At 75.9% G+C, this 19,939-nt stretch carries 15 protein-coding genes and 1 pseudogene; 6 read left to right on the top strand and 10 right to left on the bottom strand.

Translation table 11 applies throughout. From position 1 onward, the window contains the following. Positions 1 to 95 precede the first annotated feature (95 nt). Both C593_RS0123775 and C593_RS0123770 read right to left on the bottom strand, forming a co-directional pair. Entirely contained in the window at positions 96 to 1,787 is a 1,692-nt protein-coding gene (locus C593_RS0123775) for an alkaline phosphatase D family protein (RefSeq protein ID WP_018849834.1), read from the bottom strand. A 158-nt stretch (positions 1,788 to 1,945) separates the two neighbouring features. After that, the gene (locus tag C593_RS0123770; protein ID WP_018849833.1) at positions 1,946 to 2,599 is read right to left on the bottom strand and encodes an HNH endonuclease family protein; all 654 of its coding nucleotides are present in this window, start codon (positions 2,597 to 2,599) and stop codon (positions 1,946 to 1,948) included. 199 nt (positions 2,600 to 2,798) lie between these two features. Between C593_RS0123770 and C593_RS0123765 the strand changes: the two genes are divergently transcribed. Together C593_RS0123765 and C593_RS0123760 are read left to right on the top strand one after the other, a co-directional pair. Next, complete coding sequence (locus C593_RS0123765) at positions 2,799 to 3,575, top strand: ABC transporter permease (protein WP_018849832.1); 777 nt, start codon at positions 2,799 to 2,801, stop codon at positions 3,573 to 3,575. Between the two features lie 221 nt (positions 3,576 to 3,796). Further along, complete coding sequence (locus tag C593_RS0123760) at positions 3,797 to 4,381, top strand: TMEM165/GDT1 family protein (protein WP_018849831.1); 585 nt, start codon at positions 3,797 to 3,799, stop codon at positions 4,379 to 4,381. A gap of 67 nt (positions 4,382 to 4,448) precedes the next feature. Here C593_RS0123760 and C593_RS0123755 read toward each other — a convergent pair whose 3' ends face one another. Together C593_RS0123755 and C593_RS31090 are read right to left on the bottom strand one after the other, a co-directional pair. Next, complete coding sequence (locus C593_RS0123755; RefSeq protein ID WP_018849830.1) at positions 4,449 to 5,126, bottom strand: HAD-IA family hydrolase; 678 nt, start codon at positions 5,124 to 5,126, stop codon at positions 4,449 to 4,451. A 273-nt stretch (positions 5,127 to 5,399) separates the two neighbouring features. Then, positions 5,400 to 6,992, bottom strand: a complete 1,593-nt coding sequence (locus tag C593_RS31090; protein ID WP_158686871.1) for a peptidoglycan-binding protein — start codon at positions 6,990 to 6,992, stop codon at positions 5,400 to 5,402. A gap of 238 nt (positions 6,993 to 7,230) precedes the next feature. On the opposite strand from C593_RS31090, the pseudogene C593_RS0123745 reads away from it, so the two are divergent. Next, positions 7,231 to 9,399 (top strand): annotated as a pseudogene (locus tag C593_RS0123745) (MDR family MFS transporter); the annotation flags it as partial. Positions 9,400 to 9,419: 20 nt separating this feature from the next. Here C593_RS0123745 and C593_RS33925 read toward each other — a convergent pair. Then, a complete protein-coding gene (locus C593_RS33925) occupies positions 9,420 to 9,884 on the bottom strand; it encodes a GNAT family N-acetyltransferase (protein WP_026278012.1) in 465 nt (154 codons plus the stop codon). Positions 9,885 to 10,285: 401 nt separating this feature from the next. Between C593_RS33925 and C593_RS0123735 the strand changes: the two genes are divergently transcribed. Together C593_RS0123735 and C593_RS31085 are read left to right on the top strand one after the other, a co-directional pair. After that, positions 10,286 to 10,939: a hypothetical protein gene (locus tag C593_RS0123735; protein WP_018849827.1), complete on the top strand. Its 654-nt coding sequence runs from the start codon at positions 10,286 to 10,288 to the stop codon at positions 10,937 to 10,939. After that, a complete protein-coding gene (locus C593_RS31085) occupies positions 10,939 to 11,808 on the top strand; it encodes a hypothetical protein (RefSeq protein ID WP_018849826.1) in 870 nt (289 codons plus the stop codon). Before C593_RS0123735 ends, C593_RS31085 begins: the two co-directional genes overlap by 1 nt. 83 nt (positions 11,809 to 11,891) lie before the next feature. On the opposite strand, the gene C593_RS0123725 is transcribed toward C593_RS31085, so the two are convergent. Both C593_RS0123725 and C593_RS0123720 read right to left on the bottom strand, forming a co-directional pair. After that, the gene (locus tag C593_RS0123725) at positions 11,892 to 12,239 is read right to left on the bottom strand and encodes an antibiotic biosynthesis monooxygenase family protein (RefSeq protein WP_018849825.1); all 348 of its coding nucleotides are present in this window, start codon (positions 12,237 to 12,239) and stop codon (positions 11,892 to 11,894) included. Positions 12,240 to 12,304: 65 nt separating this feature from the next. Further along, positions 12,305 to 12,976, bottom strand: a complete 672-nt coding sequence (locus C593_RS0123720; protein WP_018849824.1) for an O-methyltransferase — start codon at positions 12,974 to 12,976, stop codon at positions 12,305 to 12,307. A 415-nt stretch (positions 12,977 to 13,391) separates the two neighbouring features. Between C593_RS0123720 and C593_RS0123715 the strand changes: the two genes are divergently transcribed. Next, positions 13,392 to 15,491: a bifunctional glycosyltransferase 87/phosphatase PAP2 family protein gene (locus C593_RS0123715; RefSeq protein WP_018849823.1), complete on the top strand. Its 2,100-nt coding sequence runs from the start codon at positions 13,392 to 13,394 to the stop codon at positions 15,489 to 15,491. A 179-nt stretch (positions 15,492 to 15,670) separates the two neighbouring features. On the opposite strand, the gene C593_RS0123710 is transcribed toward C593_RS0123715, so the two are convergent. Genes C593_RS0123710 through C593_RS31080 form a run of 3 tightly spaced genes read right to left on the bottom strand, consistent with a single transcriptional unit; the run spans position 15,671 to position 19,532 of the window. Then, positions 15,671 to 16,585 carry an ECF transporter S component gene (locus tag C593_RS0123710; RefSeq protein ID WP_018849822.1) on the bottom strand — a complete coding sequence of 305 codons (915 nt, stop codon included), beginning with the start codon at positions 16,583 to 16,585 and terminating at the stop codon, positions 15,671 to 15,673. Then, a complete protein-coding gene (locus tag C593_RS0123705) occupies positions 16,582 to 18,381 on the bottom strand; it encodes an ABC transporter ATP-binding protein (protein WP_018849821.1) in 1,800 nt (599 codons plus the stop codon). Before C593_RS0123705 ends, C593_RS0123710 begins: the two co-directional genes overlap by 4 nt. Next, complete coding sequence (locus C593_RS31080; RefSeq protein WP_078521841.1) at positions 18,378 to 19,532, bottom strand: CbiQ family ECF transporter T component; 1,155 nt, start codon at positions 19,530 to 19,532, stop codon at positions 18,378 to 18,380. Before C593_RS31080 ends, C593_RS0123705 begins: the two co-directional genes overlap by 4 nt. Positions 19,533 to 19,939 lie beyond the last annotated feature (407 nt).

The following is a 19,939-nucleotide window of genomic DNA, read 5'->3' as shown; positions in this document are numbered from 1 at the left end:
GCCGACAGGTTAGGGGTGCCTCACTCAAACTTGCAAGTTCAACAAAAAGCTCTTGGCCGGTTCCCGCCCCTCGGCCGGGGCCGGGCGGAGAGGTGTCAGCGCTTGTCCGGAGCGGGTTCGGCGGGGGTCAGGGCCTCGTGCAGGACCGTCGCCATCCGGACACCGTCCCGCTCCCGCTCGCGCTCCGCCCGTTCCAGGCGCAGCTTCGCGACCCGTCCGCGCAGGGTGAGGGTCATCAGCTGGTTGCCGAACCAGGGCCCGCCGGTGCGCTTCCAGCGGATGTCCGGCCGCTCCACCCGGCCGTGCCGGGCCAGCAGATGGCCGATGCCCCGGGCGAACTCGCTCCAGCCGAAGCGGAATCCGGCCCGCATCACCGCGGGCACCGAGTTGTGCAGCGGGGAGCAGGTCAGCTGGTACACCAGCGCCGCGGGCCGCCGCCCCGCCGGCCACCAGGGCCGGGACACATAGGCGTGGTGCACGTCACCGGAGAGCACACAGACCGTCGCCGGGGCGTGGGGGCCGCCACCGGCCTCCGCGACCAGCGAGGTCAGCCGCGCGAACGAGGAGGGGAAGGCCGCCCAGTGCTCCAGGTCCGCCGCCCGGCGCAGCTTCTCCCCGAACCGCGCCCAGCGGGCCCCGCGTTCGCCCCGGCAGAGCGCCGCGTGCCACGCCTCGGTGAAGTGGATCATCGGCGGCAGGAGCCAGGGCAGGGACGTGCCGATCAGCAGGTGGTCGACGTCCTCGGGGGCGTCCAGGGCCTGTTCGCGCAGCCAGTCGGCCTCACAGGGGTCGAGCATCTCCCGCTGCTGCTCGTCCAGGACGCGTGCCGCCCGGGTGTCCACCATCAGCACCCGGGTGCGCCCGAAGTCGCGGCGGTAGCTCCAGCGGACCGAGACCGGGTCGGCGTCGGCCCGCTCGGCGAAGGCGCGCAGCGCCGCCGTGCCGTCCTCGGCGGCGCGCACCCGCGCGTACACCTCGTCGGCGGCGAGTTCGGCGGGGGAGAGGTTCCCCAGGTGCTGGTGCACCCAGTACGACATCAGTCCGCCCATGATCCGCTCCTGCCACCAGGGCGTGGCGCGCATGTCGGCGAGCCAGGCCTCGCTGGTGTTCCAGTCGTCGATGACGTCGTGGTCGTCGAAGATCATGCAGCTCGGCACGGTGGAGAGCAGCCAGCGCAGCCCGGGGTCGAGCCAGGACTCCTCGTAGAGCCGGGTGTACTCCGCGTAGTCCGCGACCTGGTCGGGCGGGGCGTCGGCGCCCGTGCCGTGGGACGCGCGGTGTTCGGCGATCCACCGCTGGGTGGCCTCGGAGGTCTCGTCCGCGTAGACCTGGTCGCCGAGGAGGAGCAGGACGTCCGGGCGGCGGGCGCCCGGGTCGGCGGCGAGGCGGGTGGCGAGGGCGTCCAGCACGTCCGGGCCGACGGGGTCGTGGGCGCCGGCCGCGGGCGCGGCCCAGCGGCAGGAGCCGAAGGCCACGACCGCGTCGTCCGTGCCCGGGGCTGGGGTGCGGATGGTGCTCGGCGGATAGCGCGAGCCGGGCTCGGGCCACACCCGGTCGCCGTCGAGCAGCACCTCGTAGGGCGTCTCGGCGCCGGGAGCCAGCCCGGTGACGACGACCAGGGCGTAGTGGTGCCCGGCGACGGTGAAGGTGCCGCAGGAACCGCCGCCGCCCTTCCCGCACCGGACCTCCACGGCGCACGGGCGGTCCGCCTCCACCCAGACGGTGGCGGTGGTGCCGGTCTCCCAGTCGACCTGGCGCAGCAGCGGGCCCAGGCGCAGTGAGGTCATCACGGTCCCCTTCCCTCGCGTCGTACGGTACGGAACGAGCGGGCGGGGCGACACCGTTCCGCCCCGCCCTCCTCGCGTGTCCGTGTGCCCGGTCTTCCCGGACGGCCGCCGGCCCGGCCCTGCGCCCGTCCGGGAGTGCGGAGACCGGCCGGGGGCCGTCAGCAGCCGTTCAGGACCGACTGGAGCGCGCTCTTCTCGGCGGAGTCCACCTTCAGCGCCCAGTAGTGCTTGGTGTGCACCCACATCCGGGCGTACATGCAGCGGTAGGAGGTCGTCGGCGGCAGCCACTCGGCGGGGTCCTTGTCGCCCTTGGCCTGGTTGACGTTGTCGGTGACCGCGATGAGCTGCGGACGGGTGAGGTCGTTGGCGAACTGCCGGCGCTTGTCGGTGGTCCAGCTGTTGGCCCCGGAGCGCCACGCCTCGGCCAGCGGCACCACATGGTCGATGTCCACGTCGGACGCGGCGTACCAGGTGGCGCCGTCGTAGGGGGAGAACCAGCTGCCGCTGACCGCCGCGCAGGCGGAGTCCTGCTGCACGTTGGAGCCGTCGCGCTTGAGGACGACCTCGCGGGTGTTGCAGGTCCCCGACTGGGTGATCCAGTGCGGGAAGAGGTCGCGGCTGTAGCCGCTGCCGGAGCCCTCGGCGGCCACGGTCAGCTGGCCGAGGTAGGTGCGGGCGGTGGCGGCGCTGACCGGGGTGGGCGGGGCGGCCTGGGCTGCGGGGGCCGTGGCCAGCAGGCCGGTGGCACCGATGACGGCGGCGGTCGCGAGAACGGCGGAACGACGGAATCGACGCGCGTAGACACGAATCATGCGAACTCCTCGGAAGTGGGGGGGAACTGGCCTTTCCCGCGCGTGGGGAACCGCGCGGGAGGCGCCCGGGGGCACGGCCATGCTGGCGGCGCGAGGTTGCACGGGGATGGGCGCCGGGTAACAGGGTGGCGACATGAGCACGTCACATCAAGAGTTCTGACGCCCCGGCACGAAGCCTTCACCGGCGTAGGGTTGCGCCGTGCTGCTGCCGGTGAACGTGACACTCGGGGCCGTGCTGGCCGTCCTCCTCGTGGTCGCCGCGACCGTCGTCGCCCTCGCGCACCTCGGGCCGCCGCGCCGGACCGTGGTCGCCGGAGTGCGCGCCGCCGTCCAGCTCGCGGCCGTCTCCCTGGTGATCGGCTGGGTCGTGGACGCGGTCCCGCTGCTCCTGTCCTTCCTGTTCCTGATGTACGCGGTCGCCGTGCGCACCTCGGGGCGGCGCATCACGCCGGGGCCCGGCTGGTGGTGGACCGGGGCGCCCATCGCCGCGGGCGTCGCCCCCGTCGTCCTCGCCCTGCTGCTGACCGGGCTCGTCCCGGTGCGGGGCATCGCGCTGATCCCGGTGACCGGCATCCTCATCGGCGGCGCGCTCACCGCGACCGTCCTCGCCGGCCGCCGGGCGCTGGACGAACTGGAGCAGCGGCGCGGCGAGGTCGAGGCGGGGCTCGCCCTCGGGCTGGCGGAACGCGACGCCCGCCTGGAGGTCGCCCGGACACCCGCCTCCGACGCCCTGCTCCCGGGGCTCGACCAGACCAGGACGGTGGGCCTGGTCACCCTGCCGGGAGCCTTCGTGGGCATGCTGCTGGGCGGGGCGTCGCCGGTGGAGGCGGGGGCGGTGCAGCTCTTCGTGCTGGTCGCCCTGATGGCGGTGCAGGCCGTCGCGGTCGCCGTGGTGCTGGAGCTCGTGGCCCGGGGGCTGCTGCGCCGGCCCGCAGGGGAGGCAGGTCCCTGCCGGGGCGGCGAGGGGATCGCGTAGGGTGGGCGGCGCAGAAGGGGAGTAGCTCTTCGCCGGAACGTCGACATACTGCCGGGCCTTGGGCCCGGCCGGCGCCCGGAGGCGGTGGCCCAGGCACCCGCCGGCGAGACCTTCGGCTGCAGTGTCCATGCATGCATTCATGGCGCTGCCGTGCCGAAGCGACCCCTGGAACGCTCAGGACTCTCGGCAGGGCCGCGCCCGACCGATTGAGGAAACCTTCCATGATCAGCTTCACCGTCATGGCGATCACCTTCGGCGTCGTCTTCCTCGCCGAACTGCCCGACAAGACCGCGCTCGCCGGTCTGATGCTCGGCACCCGCTACCGCGCCTCCTACGTCTTCGCCGGGGTCGCCGCCGCCTTCGCCGTGCACGTCGCCCTCGCCGTCGCGGCCGGAAGCGTGCTCACCCTGCTCCCGCACCGGCTGGTGCAGGCGGTGGTGGGCGTGCTGTTCCTCGCGGGCGCGCTGATGCTGCTGCTCAAGAAGGACGACGGCGACGAGGAGAACATCAAGGCCCCGGCCGACCAGTCCTTCTGGAAGGTCTCCGGGGCGGGCTTCATGCTCATCCTGGTCGCGGAGTTCGGCGATCTGACGCAGATCATGACCGCGAACCTGGCCGCCCGCTACGACAACCCGGTCTCCGTCGGCGTCGGCGCGGTGCTCGCGCTGTGGGCGGTCGCGGCCATCGGCATCCTGGGCGGGCGCACCCTGATGAAGTACGTGCCGCTGCGGCTGATCACCAAGGTGGCGGCGGCGCTGATGTTCGCGCTGGCGGCGTTCAGTCTGTACGAGGCGGCGGTGGGCTGACCGGCGGGAGCGGGGCCGGAGCCGGGGCCACGGTCCCGGGTCCGGCCCCGCTGCCGTGCGCGGGCCCTCAGGCGGCGCGGAGCTCCACAGTGCCGTCCGGGCGGGGCGTGACCGTGAGGGCCGTCAGGTCGGTCACCCGCAGGTCCGGTGCGAAGGCCGCCGCGCGCGGTCCGACGCCGACCACCCGCATGCCCGCCGCGCGCGCCGCCGCGATGCCCGCCTCGGAGTCCTCGAAGGCGACGCAGTCGCCCGGGGCGAAGCCGAGGTCCGCCGCGCCCTTCAGGAACCCCTCCGGGTCCGGCTTGCTCGCGCCCACGCTCTCCGCCGTGACCCTGACCTCGGGCAGCGTGAGCCCGGCCGCGCCCATCCGGGCCGTCGCCAGGGCGAGGTCGGCCGAGGTCACCAGGGCGTGCGGCACACCGGCGAGGGCGGCCAGGAAGGCGGCGGCGCCGGGGACGGGGACCACGCCGTCGGTGTCGGCGGTCTCCCGGGCGAGCATGGCCCGGTTGTCCGCGAGGTTCTGCTCCATGGGCCGGTCCGGGAGGAGGGCGGCCATCGTCGCGTGGCCCTGCCGGCCGTGGGCGACCTTCATCACCGCGTCCGGGTCCAGCCCGTTCTCGACGGCCCAGGCACGCCAGATCCGCTCCACGGGGGCGTCCGAGTCGACCAGGGTCCCGTCCATGTCCAGCAGGACGGCGCGGGCGGTCAGGGCGGGGGGCGTGGCGGGGCCGGCGGCTGCCGTCATGAAGGGCTCCAGGGTCCGGGGGAGGATGCGGGCGCGGCGTCGGGGGCGAGGCGGGCCCGGGAGAAGGGCCCGGAAAAGAAAACAAGCGGCTCCGCCCGCCGGTCAGGGAGTACGGGCGGAACCACTTTGTTCCTTCACGATACAAAGAAGCGGCCCGAACACCAAATCGGTGCCGGTCCGGTGCGGTGCCGGTCCGGTGCGGTGGCGTTCGGGTGAGGTGGCGGATCCGGTGCGGCGGCGGTCCGGCCATGGTCTCCGTGGCCCGCCGCCGTCTCAGGGGCGCCGGGTCTCGGACTCCAGGGCGCGGCGGGTCTCGGGTCCGTAGACACCGAGGGGGTCGCTCTGGATGCCGCGGTGCCACTGGTAGACCTTCACCGCGTCCTCCACGCCCTGGTCGAAGATCCCGTCGGCCCGCTCCTCGCGGGAGTAGAGCCACATCTGTTGCAGCCGTTTCTGCAGGTCGCGCACCTCGCGGCCGGTGTCGCCCCGGCTCAGCGAGGCGGGCGCGAAGCCGGGCGGCGGCGGCTCCTCGGCCCCGTCGTCGCCGCCGGTCACCGGAACGTCCCCCTCCGACACCGAGCCCGAGGCGGACGCCGTCGAGGACGGCGCCGGTGCGGCCGGGGCGCTGCTCACCGGCACGGACCGGGTGGCGGACGCGGACGGCGACGCGGTCGGGGACGCCGACGCGGACGGGGAGGGCGAGCCGGACCGGGAGGGCGTGGGCGACCCCGAGGGCGAGCCGGTCGGGGAGGCGGGGGCGGAGGGCACCTCGGGGCCGAGGTTGAGGCTCGGCCCGCCGCCGTTCTCCCGGTCGGGCATGGACACCCGGTCCCGCTCGCCCTCCCCGGCCAGCAGCCCGGACGCGTACGCGGTGGTCCCGGCCACGGCGAGCGCGGCAGCCGCGGCGACGATCCCGGCGCCCCGGCGCCGTGCTCGGGGCCGGGGCTCCGCCCCGGTACCCCCGACCAGCGGCGGCAGTTCGTCCACGGCGTCGTGGGCGTCGTGGGCGTCGTGGGCGTCGTGGACGCCGGGGGCTTGGTGGTGCGGCAGCCACGGGTCCTCTTCCACCCGGCCCGTGCCGGGCCCGCGGTGCGACCACGGGGCCGTCGCGTCGCCCGTGTGCGGTGTTGGCAGCGGCGCGGAGCCGCCGGCCGGGCCGCGCGGGGCCCACCGGCCCGGGCCCGTCCCGCTCCCCCCGGTGGTGCCGCCCGGCCCGCCGGTGCCCGAGCCGTCGGGGGACCACGAGTCCGCCGAGTCGTCCGTGTGCGCGGGCGGGCGCGGCGCGGAGCCGCCGACCCGGCCGCGCGCCCCGGCGGCGGGGCCCGGGATGCCACCGTCGCGGGCGGCCCCGCCCGGGGTGCCGGGGACGTGGCCGTGCGGGGGCCGCCGATCCGCGCCGTTCGCCTCGCGGCCGTCTGCCGCCCGGCCCCGGCCGGGCGGCGACCACGGGCCGGCGCCGGCCCCTCCCGGGCCGGGCGGCACCACCGAGGGGAGCGGGGCGGTCGGCTCGTCGTCCACGGCCCGGTGGCCCCGGTGGCCGGACGGAGCCGGGCCCGTCCCGCGGCCCGGGACGGGCGAGGACGCCCCGCCCGGCGCGGACGGGGGCTCCGCGCCCGGCGGGTCGAGGGTGACGTAGGGGCGGATGCGCAGCGGGTCGAAGTCCTCCGCCGCCGCGATCTCCGCCGCGCGGCGTGCCTCCCGGTCGGCGTGCCAGGCCGCCGCCTCGGCGGGCCAGTCGTCACGGGCCCCCGGCCGCTCCGCGGCGGTGGCGGTCCGTCCGGCGGACGCGGCGCACACGCAGCGGGGCCCCGGCCCCGAGCCGGTGGCCCCGGGTCTGCCGCACTCCTGACATGTGTCTCCGGTCATGACCGGTACCCCTCCCCTTGGAATGCCGCACATTATGCACGGCGGTGTGACCCACCCCATGGCGGCCCGGCCAAGGCTCCGCCGGGACGACTCGCGCCGGAGCTCCGGCGGTGTGACTCGCGTCAAGGCTCCGGTGGCGTGACCGGCCCACTCCACGGGACCGCCCCGGCGCGCGCCGGGCTCGGCAGGCCGTAACCCGTCCCACCGACCACGATGGAGGCAATGCGCACCCCCGTGCGCACACCGCACCACCCCGTGCGCACACCGCACCACCCCGAGCGCACCGCGCACGACCGCGCAAAGGAGAGACCGCATGGCCCAGCACGTCAGGCCGGCGACGACACCGCCGGCGCCGGGCGAGGGACAGAACCGGCGCACCGTACTCGTCGCCATCGGAGCCCTGCTGCTGGGCATGCTGCTGGCCGCCCTCGACCAGACCATCGTCGCCACCGCCCTGCCGACGATCGTCAGCGAACTCGGCGGCATGGACCACCTGTCCTGGGTCGTCACCGCCTACATGCTGGCCTCCACGGCCGCCACCCCCCTCTGGGGCAAGCTCGGCGACCAGTACGGGCGGAAGAAGCTGTTCCAGACTGCCATCGTCATCTTCCTCATCGGCTCCGCCCTGTGCGGCATCGCGCAGAACATGCCGCAGCTCATCGGCTTCCGCGCCCTCCAGGGCCTCGGCGGCGGCGGGCTGATGGTGCTGTCGATGGCGATCGTCGGCGACATCGTCCCGCCCCGGGAACGCGGCCGCTACCAGGGCCTGTTCGGCGCGGTGTTCGGCGCGACCAGCGTCCTCGGCCCGCTCCTCGGCGGCTTCTTCACCGAGCACCTCAGCTGGCGCTGGGTCTTCTACATCAACCTGCCCGTCGGCGTCGTCGCCCTCCTCGTCATCGCCGCCGTCCTGCACATCCCGGCCCACGCACGCAAGCACACCATCGACTACCTGGGCACCTTCCTCATCGCCTCGGTCGCCACCTGTCTGGTCCTGGTCGCCTCCCTCGGCGGCACCACCTGGGCCTGGTCCTCGCCGCAGATCATCGGCCTGGCCGTGCTCGGGGCCGTCCTGCTCGTCGCGTTCGTCGCCGTGGAGCGCCGGGCGGCCGAGCCCGTCATCCCGCTGAAGCTGTTCCGGATCCGGACCTTCACCCTGGTGGCGGTCATCAGCTTCGTCATCGGCTTCGCCATGTTCGGCGCGATGACCTATCTGCCGACCTTCCTCCAGGTCGTGCGGGGGGTCTCGCCCACCATGTCCGGCGTCCACATGCTGCCGATGGTGTTCGGGCTGCTGCTCACCTCGACCCTCTCCGGCCAGATCGTCAGCCGCACCGGCCGCTGGAAGGTCTTCCCGATCGCCGGCACGGCCGTCACCGCGATCGGCCTGCTCCTTCTGCACACCCTCACCGAGGACAGCTCCGACTGGCGGATGAGCCTGTGCTTCCTGGTCTTCGGCATGGGCCTGGGCCTGGTGATGCAGGTCCTGGTGCTGGTGGTGCAGAACGCGGTCGGCTACGAGGACCTGGGCGTGGCCACCTCCGGGGCGACCTTCTTCCGGTCCATCGGGGCCTCCTTCGGCGTCGCGATCTTCGGCACGATCTTCACCAACCGCCTGGAGGACAAGCTCGCCGACGCCCTGGCCGGGCAGCAGGTCCCACCGGGCGCCGGGGCCTCCGAGCTGGCCGCCGACCCGCGCGCCATCGCGGAACTCCCCGCCGCGCTGCGCCCCTCGGTCGTCCAGGCGTACGCGACCTCCATCACGGACGTCTTCCTCTACGCGGTGCCGGTGGTCGTGGTCGCGTTCGTCGTCGCCTGGTTCCTGAAGGAGGACAAGCTGCGCGGCTCGGTCACCGCACCCGACGCCAGTCAGACCGTCGCCTCCAATCCGGTGGAACGTTCCTCCCGCGACGAGTGCGCCCGTGCCCTGTCCGTCCTCGGCTCCCGCGAGGGCCGCCGCCACATCTACGAGAAGATCACCGCCCGGGCGGGCTACGACCTGCTGCCCGCCTCCAGCTGGCTGCTGCTGCGCATCAAACGCCACGGCATCGTGGAACCGGCCCGGCTGGCCGAGACCACACCCGTGCCGCTGCGCTCGATCACGGAGGCCGCCCGCGAGATCGAGGGCCGGGGGCTGGCGCGCCGCGAGGGCCTGCACCTGATGCTCACCGACAGCGGGGCGACGGCCGCCGCCCGGCTCTGCGCGGCCCGGGAGGAGTCGCTCGCGGAACTTCTCGGCGACTGGTGGGGCCCGGACCGCCCGACCGATCTCGTCCAGCTGGTGCACGAACTCGGCGCGGAGCTGGGCGGCTCGGACGAGGAGGGCCCGCACACGCACGTCCGGGGCGACCACGAGCGCCCGGCGACGGCGTACCCGGACCGGCACCCGGACGGCATTCGGCCCGACTGAACCGGTCCGCTCGCCCGCCTTCACAGCTCCTTGCCGTACCAGACCTCCATGTACGGGCCCGTGCAGTACGCCGGGATGCCGGTGTACCCGTGCCGCACGTACAGCGCCCGCGCCGCGGTCAGGTCCAGCCGGGTGTTGAGCACCATCCGGCGGGCGCCCAGCGCCCGGGCCTCGTCCTCCAGCCGGCGCAGCAGCAGTCCGGCGCCCGCCCGGCCGCGGTAGCCGGGGCGGACGAACACGCGGGTCAGCTCGGCCCGTTCCGCGTCCAGCAGCAGGACGCCCCCGCAGGCCGCGGGCTCGCCCGCCCACCGGCCGACGACGAAACGGCCGGTGGGCGGGGTCAGCAGCTCCGCGCCGTCGTCCGCCAGGCCCTCGTCGATCTCGGCCACGGTCGCGGGCCGTCCCCAGTAGCTCCCGGCCACGTCGCCGTAGTAGTCCCGGCGCAGGGCGAGGCCGTCGGCGGAGTCGAACCGTTCCGCCGCCAGGGTCCACGCCGTGCCCGCCGCGCGCTCCGCCCGTCCCGCGTCCGCCGCGTGCGTCGTACGTCCCGCGTCCGCGGGCTGTCCCGCGCGCTCCGCCCGTCCCGCGTCCGCCGCGTGCGTCGTACGTCCCGCGTCCGCGGGCTGTCCCGCGTGCGCCGTCCGTCCCGCGTCCGCCGCGCGCTCCGCGTGCGCTGTCCGTCCCGCTTGCGCCGCTCGCTCCGCGTCCGCCGTACCCGCCGTCCGCCCCGTGCCTGTCGTTGCCATGCGCACATCCTGGCTCCCGCCGGGCGGGCGGAGCATCCGGGTTTCGGGTTTGGACGCCGGATACGGGGCAAGCCGCATCGTCGAGCGCTCCCAAGCAGTGACGAACAGCCAGCCAGGAGTCACGACCCAGGAAGGCAGTCATGTCGACCCTGACCACAGTTCTCATCATCGCGGCGGTGGTCGCGGCGCTGCTGGCGGCCGGTGTCCTGCTCCGGGCCCGTACGGGCACGGGCAGCGGCACGCGCTCGCTCAAGCGGCGCTTCGGCCCCGAGTACGACCGCACCCTCGCACAGCACGACGGCGACGAGGAGGCCGCCCACCGCGACCTGCGCGACCGTGTCGAGCGGTACGGCGGCATCACGCCGCTGCCGCTGGAGCCGGCCGCCCGGGAGCAGTACACCGCGCAGTGGACCACCCTCCAGGAGCGCTTCGTCGACGCGCCGCGGCAGGCCGTCGCGGACGCCGAGCAGCTGCTCGCCCGGGTCGCCGCGACCCGGGGTTTCCCGGCCGCCGACAGCCCCGAGGACCAGCTGGGCGCCCTGTCCGTGCACCATCCGCACCATGTGGACAGCCTGCGCACGGTCCGCCGCACGGCCCGCACCGGGTCCGCGTCCACGGAGGAGCTGCGCGAGGCGCTGGTCCACGCGCGCGCCCTGTTCGAGGACCTGACCGAGACCGGGCCGGGTACGGCGCCCCGCGCCGAAGCCCGCCCGCACGACCGCCGGCACGACCGGCGGAAGGAGTCCGCGGGGCGTCGCGGTCACCTGCTCAAGCCGAAGGGAAGTGGTGCGTGATGGCACGCGAGAACCGGGACCGGTGGACCACGGGCAGCGGCGGCGACGAGGCACGCCACCCGGCGGCCGCCCCGGCCGACGACGGGCGGACGACCCCCGACGCGGCCGTGCCCACCCAGCGCACGGGCCACCCCACGGCACCGCCGCCGCCCGTCGCCCCGCCGGCGTCCGCGACCTCCCCGTCGCCCGCGCCGCCGGTCACCGGGCCCCCGGCGACGCCGCTGTCGCAGGCGCCGCTCTCCGCCGCACCCTCCGACGACCCCGGTGCCACGGGCCGGAACGACGGGAGCCGCACCCCGGCGCCCGCCGCGACCCCCGCCGCGCCGCGCGGACGGGACACGGCGGACGGGCCCACCGGAACCACGGGCAACGGCACGGGCACGGGCCGGGCGGAGCGCGGTGACCACCACGCCCACGGCACGGGCGTCTCGCAGACCGTGGACCACCGGTCCTACGGCGAGGGAGACCCGGCCACCGGCACCGCAGCCGGTACGGAAGGCCGTCAGCACACCGGCGACGCACACCGCGCCGACGTCCACGGCTCCGACGCACACCGCGCCGACGCCCACGGCTCCCGCCCCGGCGGCGTGCGGCTGCTCGACGACGCCGACCGCGACCGCCTGGGGGAGCGCCTCCACCACGCGCTCGCCGGGTTCGTGGACTCGCCGCGCGACTCGGTCGCGGAGGCGGCCGAGGTCCTCGACGAGGCGGAGAAGCAACTCCTCGCCTCCCTGAAGGAGCGCCGCACCGCCCTGCGCGCGGGCTGGCAGAAGAACGGCGACGCCCGCGACCGCGCCGCCGACACCGAGCAGCTCCGGCTCACCCTGCGGACCTACCGCGAGGTGACGGAACGCCTGCTCGGAGCATGACCCCGGCGCCCCCTTCCGCCGGTGACGGCAGAGGTCCCCGTGGTTGACCACGGGGACCTCTGCCGTGCTCACGGCACGGGGCGTCAGGCCGACTTGGGAGCCGCCTGCTGCACGACCTCGAAGGACCACACCTGCGACCCGGACGCGGCCGGCTTCGGCCGCTCCCCGCCCGCGTCTCCACCGGCACCCGCCCCGGCGCCTCCCTGGTGGGCCGCCTTCATCGGGCCCTCCATCCACGCCTGGAAGGACGCCTCGTCCCGCCAGCGGGTGTAGACGAGGTACCGGTCGGTGCCCTCGACGGGGCGCAGCAGCTCGAACCACTCGAACCCGTCGGAGGACTCGACCGCCCCCGCCCGCGAGGCGAACCGCTTCTCCAGAACCTCCCGCTGCTCGGCCGGCACGGTCAGCACATTGATCTTCACGATGCTCATACGGCCCATCCTCCCGCAGCCCCGCCCGCTCCGTCCGCCCGGCCCCGCCGGGACCCCCGGGCGCGCTACCCCACCACCCGCGCCACCAGCAGCCCGTCCCAGCCCTTGGTGCCCACCGTCTGGACGGCGGTCGCGTCGAGGCGGGGGTCGTCGGCGACGAGGTCGAACAGCTCGCGGGTGCCGCGCACCGCGGGGTCGTCGGTGGCAGGGTCGGTGATCGCGCCGGCGCGGATCACGTTGTCCACGACGATCACGCTGCCCGGCCTGGTCAGGCGCAGGGCCCACTCCACGTAGCGCGCGTTGTTGGCCTTGTCCGCGTCGATGAAGACCATGTCGAACGGGCCCGCGCCCGGCTCCTTCTCGATGCGGGGGAGGAGGTCGAGGGCCGCGCCGGTGCGGACCTCGGCGATCGTGTCGAGACCGGCGCGGGCCAGGTTGGCGCGGGCCACGTCCGCGTGCTCCGGGCTGTACTCCAGGGAGATCAGCCGGCCGTCCTCGGGCAGGGCGCGGGCCAGCCAGATGGTGCTGTAGCCGCCGAGGGTGCCGATCTCCAGCGCGGTGCGCGCCCCCTGGATACGGGCCAGCAGGTGCAGCAGCTTGCCCTGGTTGGGGGCGACGGCGATGGCCGGCAGCCCGGCCGCGTCGCTCGCCGCGAGGGCCTCGGTCAGGGCCTCGTCCTCGGGGACGAGCAGCTCGCTGACGTAGTGGTCGACGGAGTTCCACTGATCCTGTGTCATGAGCGCCAACCTAATTGAGGCTCTCATCGGCCGTGCCCGCTCCGCGCCCCCGGCGCAGCCGCACCAGCCACGCGGCCCCCGCCGCGAGCAGCCCCGCGCCCCCGGCCGCAGGCGTGCGCCGGGGCGGTGGGCGCGCCGAGGCGGCGGGCCGGCAGCGCCGGGATCACCGTGAGCGAGCGCGCGGGCGCCCCGCGTTCTTGTATGTTCCCCCGCATACCTCCTGCGACGGGGCCGCCGACCTGGCGGTTCCCGCCCGCCGCCGCCCTGCGGGTGCGACCGGGAAGCGACGATCGGACAGTATTCGGGGTGACAGTCAGGCGAATGGGGGGTTGCCTGAGTCTTCTCCACGGGGCGTTGCGACGCTCCGTGGACGCCCTGACGGCGGACGGACCATGGTGGGGAGGCGCGGCGCGACGTGGTGAACGCGGAGCACAGCGTGCGCGGGAGCGCGGCGGATTCGAGGGTCGGTGCGGCCAGGACGGCCCTGTGGGTCGTCGCGGCGGTGCTCGCGGCACGGCAGGCGGCGGCCGTACTGACCCGGCCACCGGGCGAACGGCTCACCGACCTGGAGACCTGGGTCGGCGAGCAGGGCGTCCTGCACCACGGCGGCCCGCTCTACGACACCGACCGGTTCACCGGCACCCCCTTCGCGGGCCTGGTGCTGAAGCCGTTCGCGCGGGCCGCCGAGCAGAGCCTCGGCATCGCCTGGACCTTCGGCACCCTGCTGCTCGTCGCCGCCCTCGGCCTGGTCGTCGCCCGCGCCCTGCCGCCGCCGGTCTCCCGGCGCAGCACCCTGCTCGCCGCGCCCGTCGCCATCAGCCTGCTGATGCTGTCGCTGCCGGTGCGCAACAGCTTCCACCTCGGGCAGACCAGCATCATCCCGGTGCTGCTGGTCCTCCTCGGCTGCTTCGCCGCGCGCGGGGAGAGAACGGGCGGGCTGCTCGTCGGCATCGGCGCGGCCCTCCAGCCCACCGTCCTCCTCTTCGCACCCCTCCTCTGGTTCACCGGCCGCCGCCGCGCAGCCGTCACGGCGACGGGCACCTTCGCCGGGCTCACCGCCCTGTCCTGGGCCGCGCTGCCCGCCGACTCCTGGGCGTACTGGGTGCACCACGCGGCCGGCGCCGGGCTCGGCGACCGGCCCGACAGCCTCGCCAACCAGTCCCTGCACGGCGCGCTGCTGCGCCTCGGGCTCTCCGGCCCGCTGGAGATCACCCTCTATCTCTCTCTCGCCGCCGCCGTGGTGGTGTTCGGCCTGCGCCGTGCCGTCCGCTACGCCCGTGACGGGCAACTGCTGCTCGCCGTCGCGATCACCGGCTGCGTCGCGGTCGCCGTCTCCCCGACGGCCTGGCAGCACCAGCTGCTGTGGGTGCTGCTCGCCGTCGTGGGCCGGGTCGGCAAGCGGGCCTCCGACCGGATGCTGTGGCCGGTCCTCGTCGTCCTGGTGATCACCCTGCCGGGCAAGATGCTGCTGCCCAACCTGGTGCCGCTGCACCCGCTGCGGGACAACGCGCTCCTGGTCGCGGCGCTGGCCGCCGCCGTCGCGGTCCCGTTCCTGAGCCTCGGCTCGCCCTGCTTCCGGCGGCCCGTGCCCACGGTCCACGCGCAGCCGGTCCCGGCCCGGCTGCGCCGGGTGCCGCTGCTGCCGTTCTGGCGGCGGGTGCTGTCCCGGCCCAACCTGCTGCTGGAACTGCTGGTCATCCGGGTCGGGTACTCGGTGTACTCGCACATCCGGGCCGCCGCGACCGGCAGCGTGGACGCGGCGGAGTCGCACGCCCGGCAGATCCTGTCCGTCGAGGGCGCCCTCGGCATCGACATCGAGCACCGGGTCAACCGGGCGGTGGTGGACACGCCGTGGCTGGAGGCGTTCTTCAACTTCTACTACACGTCGTTCCACTTCGTGGTCCCGCTGGCGATCCTCGGCGTCCTCTACGTCCGCCGCCCCTCCGACTACCGCTGGGCGCGCACCTCGCTCGCCTTCGCGACCCTGCTGGCGCTGCTCGGCTTCTGGCTCTTCCCGCTCGCACCGCCGCGCCTGATGCCCGCCCTCGGCTACATCGACACCGTGCACGGCCCGCAGGACCTGGCGAACCCGGACTACGGCGCGATGACCGCCGTCACCAACCAGTACGCGGCGATGCCCTCGCTGCACTTCGGCTGGTCGCTGTGGTGCGGGCTGGTCGTGCTGTTCCTCGCGCCGAAGCTGTGGATGAAGCTGCTGGGGCTGCTGCACCCGCTGTTCACGGTCTGCGCGATCGTGGCGACGGCCAACCACTGGGTCCTCGACGCGGCCGGCGGGGCGGCGGTCGTCGCGGCCGGCTTCGGCCTGACGTACGTCCTGGCCGGTCCGCGCCGTCTCCTGGTGCCCCCGGCCGTCTTTCCACGGGCGCGGGGCGCGGCCCCGGAACCGGCGCCGGCCGCGGCCTCGGTCGCCGCAGGGCCCGACGGGTCCGGTCCGGACCCCGTCTCGCCACCGGGCGCCGCGGAACCCCAGGGCCCCGAGCCCGCCCGTGCCTGAACGCCCCCGCGCGGACCCGGCGCCCCCGCGCACACGCGAGCCCCGGCGCTCCCGGGGCGGGAGCCCCGGGAGCGCCGGGGTGGATCGTCGCGTTCCGCCCATGGTCCGGCAGGCGGGCGGGTCGCGCCACTCGGGTGAGGGGCGGGGGAGCGGCCGGGGCGTCGGAGTACGGGGAGGCCCTAGAGGAGGGCGTGCGGCCTGGGGGGCGCCTCACCCGGAGGCGGCGCGTCCGGGCCCTCGAACGTGACCGGCGCCTCGAAGGCCGCCCGCCGGGTCGCCCGGCGGAGCGCGCGCAGCAGGGTCGCGCCGAGGGTCAGCGTCAGCACGACCGTCAGCACCGCCCGCCCCAGGTCCCAGCCGAGCGAGGTCGCGAGGCAGTACGCGAGGAAGCGCACCAGGTTCTCGTGGAGCGGCGCGCCCTCCTGGAAGGAGATCCCGGACGCCATCCCGGGCACGATCGTCCAGCCGTACAGGTTCATGACCGTGCCGTACGCGAAGGCCGCCACCGCCCCGTACGCGGCGAGCATCGCCAGCTCCGGCCGCCCCCGGAGGCGGTCCTGGCCCGGCAGCAGCCCGGCGCCCATGGTGAACCAGCCCATCGCCAGCATCTGGAACGGCATCCACGGCCCGACCCCGCCCGTGAGCAGCGCGGACGCGAACATGGTCACCGCGCCGAGGACGAACCCGAAGCCGGGGCCGAGGACCCGGCCGCTCAGCACCATCAGGAAGAACATGGGCTCCAGGCCGGCCGTCCCCGCCCCGATCGGCCGCAGCGCCGCGCCGACCGCCGCCAGGACGCCGAGCATGGCCACCGCCTTGGCGTCCATACCGCTGTCCGCGACGGTCGCCACGACGACGGCGACCAGCAGCGGCAGCAGCGCCCCGAACAGCCAGGGCGCGTCGCCCGCGTGGGCGGTCAGCTCCGACCCGGAGTCGGCGAGCAGCGGCCAGCCGAAGAAGACGACGCCGACGGCGCTGACCAGTGCCAGGGCGACGACGGAACGCGGGCCGAGGCGCACGGCCCGCACGGCGCGGTCGGCCCGGACGGCGGGTCCGGGCGGGACGGCGGGTCCGGGCGGGGTCGCGCGGGTCATCGGTCGTCCTCCGGTCCGGAGTCCCTCAGCGCGGCCGCCACCTGGGGCACGGTCAGCCAGGGCTGCGGCGCGAGCACCTTGGCGACCTGCGGGGCGAACGCGGGCGAGGAGACGACGACCTCGGCGGTCGGGCCGTCGGCGACCACGTCCCCGTCCGCCAGGATGACCACCCGGTGGGCCAGTTCGGCGGCGAGTTCCACGTCGTGGGTGGCGAGGACGATGGAGTGCCCCTCCGCGGCGAGTCCGCGCAGCACGCCGACGAGGCGGGCCTTCGCCGCGTAGTCCAGGCCGCGGGTCGGCTCGTCGAGCAGGATCAGCGGCGGGCGGGCGGTGAGGACGATCGCCAGCGCGAGGGCGAGGCGCTGCCCCTCGGACAGGTCCCGGGGGTGCGTGGCGTCCGGTACGCCGGGGAGGAGTGTGGCGACGAGGGCGAGGCAGGTGCCGGGCTCGGCCCCCGCGTCCGCGTCGGCCGCGGCGCACTCGGCGGCGACCGTGTCCGCGTACAGCAGGTCCCGGGGCTCCTGCGGCACCAGGCCGACGTGCCGGATCAGCTCCCGGGGGTGGGTGCGGTGCGGCGTGTGCCCGCCGACGCTCACCGAACCGGCGGTGGGTTCGACCATGCCGACGAGGGCGCCGAGCAGGGTGGACTTGCCGGCGCCGTTGCGGCCCATGAGCGCGACGGTCTCGCCCGCGCCGACGGTCAGCTCGACGCGCCGCAGCGCCTCCACCCGCCCGCGCCGCACCCCGAGCCCGCGCACCCGGGCGGGGGCCACCTCGGCGGGGCCGGTCGCCGAGCTGGTCGCCGGGCCGGTCGCCGGGCCGGACGCCGGGGTGGTGGTCGGGGTCGTGCTCCGGGCGGGGGACGGCGTGGGCCGCAGGCGGGTGACCGCGCGGCTCAGGAGGCCCGGGCGGGGGCCGGGCTCCGGGAGCGATGGGCGTGCGGGCAGGGCGCGGCCCGCCGGGGCGGACGGCGGGGCCAGCCCCGCCAGACGTTCCCGCAGCGGCGGGGCCAGGCGCCGCGCGTCCCGCACCGACAGCGGCGGCGGGGCCCAGCCCGCGAGACGGCCGAGGGCCACGACCGGAGGGTGGACGGGCGAGACCGCCATCACCTCGGCCGGCGCGCCGACGACCGGCGCCTCGCCCACCCCCGGCAGCAGTACCACCCGGTCCGCGTACTGCACCACCCGCTCCAGCCGGTGCTCCGCCATCAGGACCGTGGTGCCCAGGTCGTGCACCAGCCGCTGGAGCACCGACAGCACGTCTTCCGCCGCGCCCGGGTCCAGTGCGGAGGTCGGCTCGTCGAGGACCAGCACCCGGGGGTGCGTGGTCAGCACGGACCCGATCGCGACGCGTTGCTGCTGGCCGCCCGAGAGCGTCGCGATCGGCCGCTCCCGCAGCTCGGCGAGGCCCAGCAGGTCGAGGGTCTCCTCCACGCGCCGCCGCATCACGCCCGGTGCCAGGCCGAGGGACTCCATCCCGTACGCGAGCTCGTCCTCGACCGTGTCGGTGACGAAGTGCGCCAGCGGGTCCTGGCCCACCGTGCCGACGACGTCGGCGAGTTCGCGCGGCTTGTGGGTGCGGGTGTCACGGCCGCAGACGGTGACCCGGCCGCGCAAGGTGCCGCCGGTGAAGTGCGGGACCAGCCCGGACACCGCGTTCAGCAGTGTCGACTTGCCGACTCCCGACGGGCCCGCCAGCAGTACGAGTTCGCCCTCCGGGACCGTCAGGTCCAGCCGCTCCAGGGTGGGCGCGCCGGCGTCCCGGTACGTCACCGTCACGTCGTCGAAGCGGATCACGGGGTCGACTCCTCGGAGGCGGCGGAAACGGGTACGGAGGCGGGGGCGGGCTCGGCGGCGGGCCCCGGCGGCAGCGGGGCGACGAACGCGGGCAGCAGGCCGATCAGCACCGACAGCGCGGGCCACAGCGGCAGTTCGGGCCAGGTGGGCGGGACGACGCCGGGGCGCAGCGCGTCCGGGGCGACGGTCGCGGCGTGCACCATCAGCGCGGCGACGGCCCCGCCGGACGCGGCGATCAGCCACGACCGGACGCCCCACCGGTCCGGCCGGTAGCGGCTGCGGACGGAACGCCGCCCGCCCAGCCACAGGCCCCCGGCGGCGGCGAGCAGCCCGGCGGCCATCAGGGGGACGCCGAAGCGCGCGCCCTCCGCCGCGAGCAGCCCGTACGAGCCGGCGCACACCCCGAGCAGGCCGCCCAGGGTGAGGACGTTGGTGGTGCGGCGCACGGCGGGCGGGACCTGAGCGGTGCGGCCGTAGCCGCGGGCGTCCATCGACGCGGCGACGGCCACGGACCGCTCCAGCGCGCCCTCCAGCACGGGCAGCGCGATCTGTGCGACGGCCCGCACCCCGCCGGTGGCCCGGCCCCGCAGCCGGCGCGCGGTGCGCAGGCGGAGCACGTCGGTGACGAGGTTGGGCGCGAAGGTCATGGCGACGACGACGGCGACGCCGGCCTCGTAGAGCGCGCCCGGCAGGGACTTGAGCAGGCGGGCCGGGTTGGCGAGGGAGTTGGCGGCGCCGACGCAGATGAGGAGGGTGGCGAGCTTGGCGCCCTCGTACAGCGCGAACAGCACCTGCTCACCGGTGACCCGCCCGCCGATCCGGATGCCGTCCGCCCAGTCGGGCACGGGCACCCCGGGAAGCGTGAACAGCACGTGCGTGCCGGGGATCGAGGAGCCGAGGACCACGGAGAACAGGACGCGCAGGCTGATCACGAACAGGCCCAGCTTGACGAACGCGCCATAGGAACGGGCCCAGGGCGCGTCGGTGCGGCGGGCGGCGACGACGTATCCGGCGACGCCGACGATCAGCCCGAGGAGAAGCGGGTTCGTCGTCCGCGACGCGGCGACGGCCAGCCCGACGGCCCACAACCACCAGGCCCCGGCGTGCACCGCGTTGCTCCGGCTCGCCACGGGCGCGCGCAGCGCGCGCACGGCGCGCGGGACGTGAGCCGCGCCGGGGACTTCGCCCCCGTCCGCCCCGCCCCCGCGAGGTCCGTGCCGCCGCACGGTCCGGTACGCACCAACGCCTTGGGCGGGCTGCGCCGCCCCGCCGCGCCGCGCCCCGCCCGGGCCGGGCGCGGGAGTGCCGGAGTCCGACTTGCCCGGGCCGGAGCCCGGGTTCGGGCCCGGGCCGTCGCCCGGGCCGGGCGTGGGTTCGTTGCCGTCTTCGGCGTGCCGGGCGGCCTCGCTCCGGTCCGGCCTGCCGGGCCCGTCCGGGCCGAGGTCCGGCGCGGGGCCGGCCGGGCCGAGGTCCGGCGCGGGGCCGGCCGGGCCGGGGCGTGCCGCGTCGCCCGGGCCTCGGCCCGGTTCGGGATCGGCCGTGCGCGGCCGTCCCGTCG

The sequence above is a fragment of the Streptomyces sp. CNT372 genome (genome assembly GCF_000377145.1).
The sequence above is the reverse complement of the archived record's forward strand: the minus strand, read 5'-3'. Positions and strand labels throughout refer to the sequence as shown.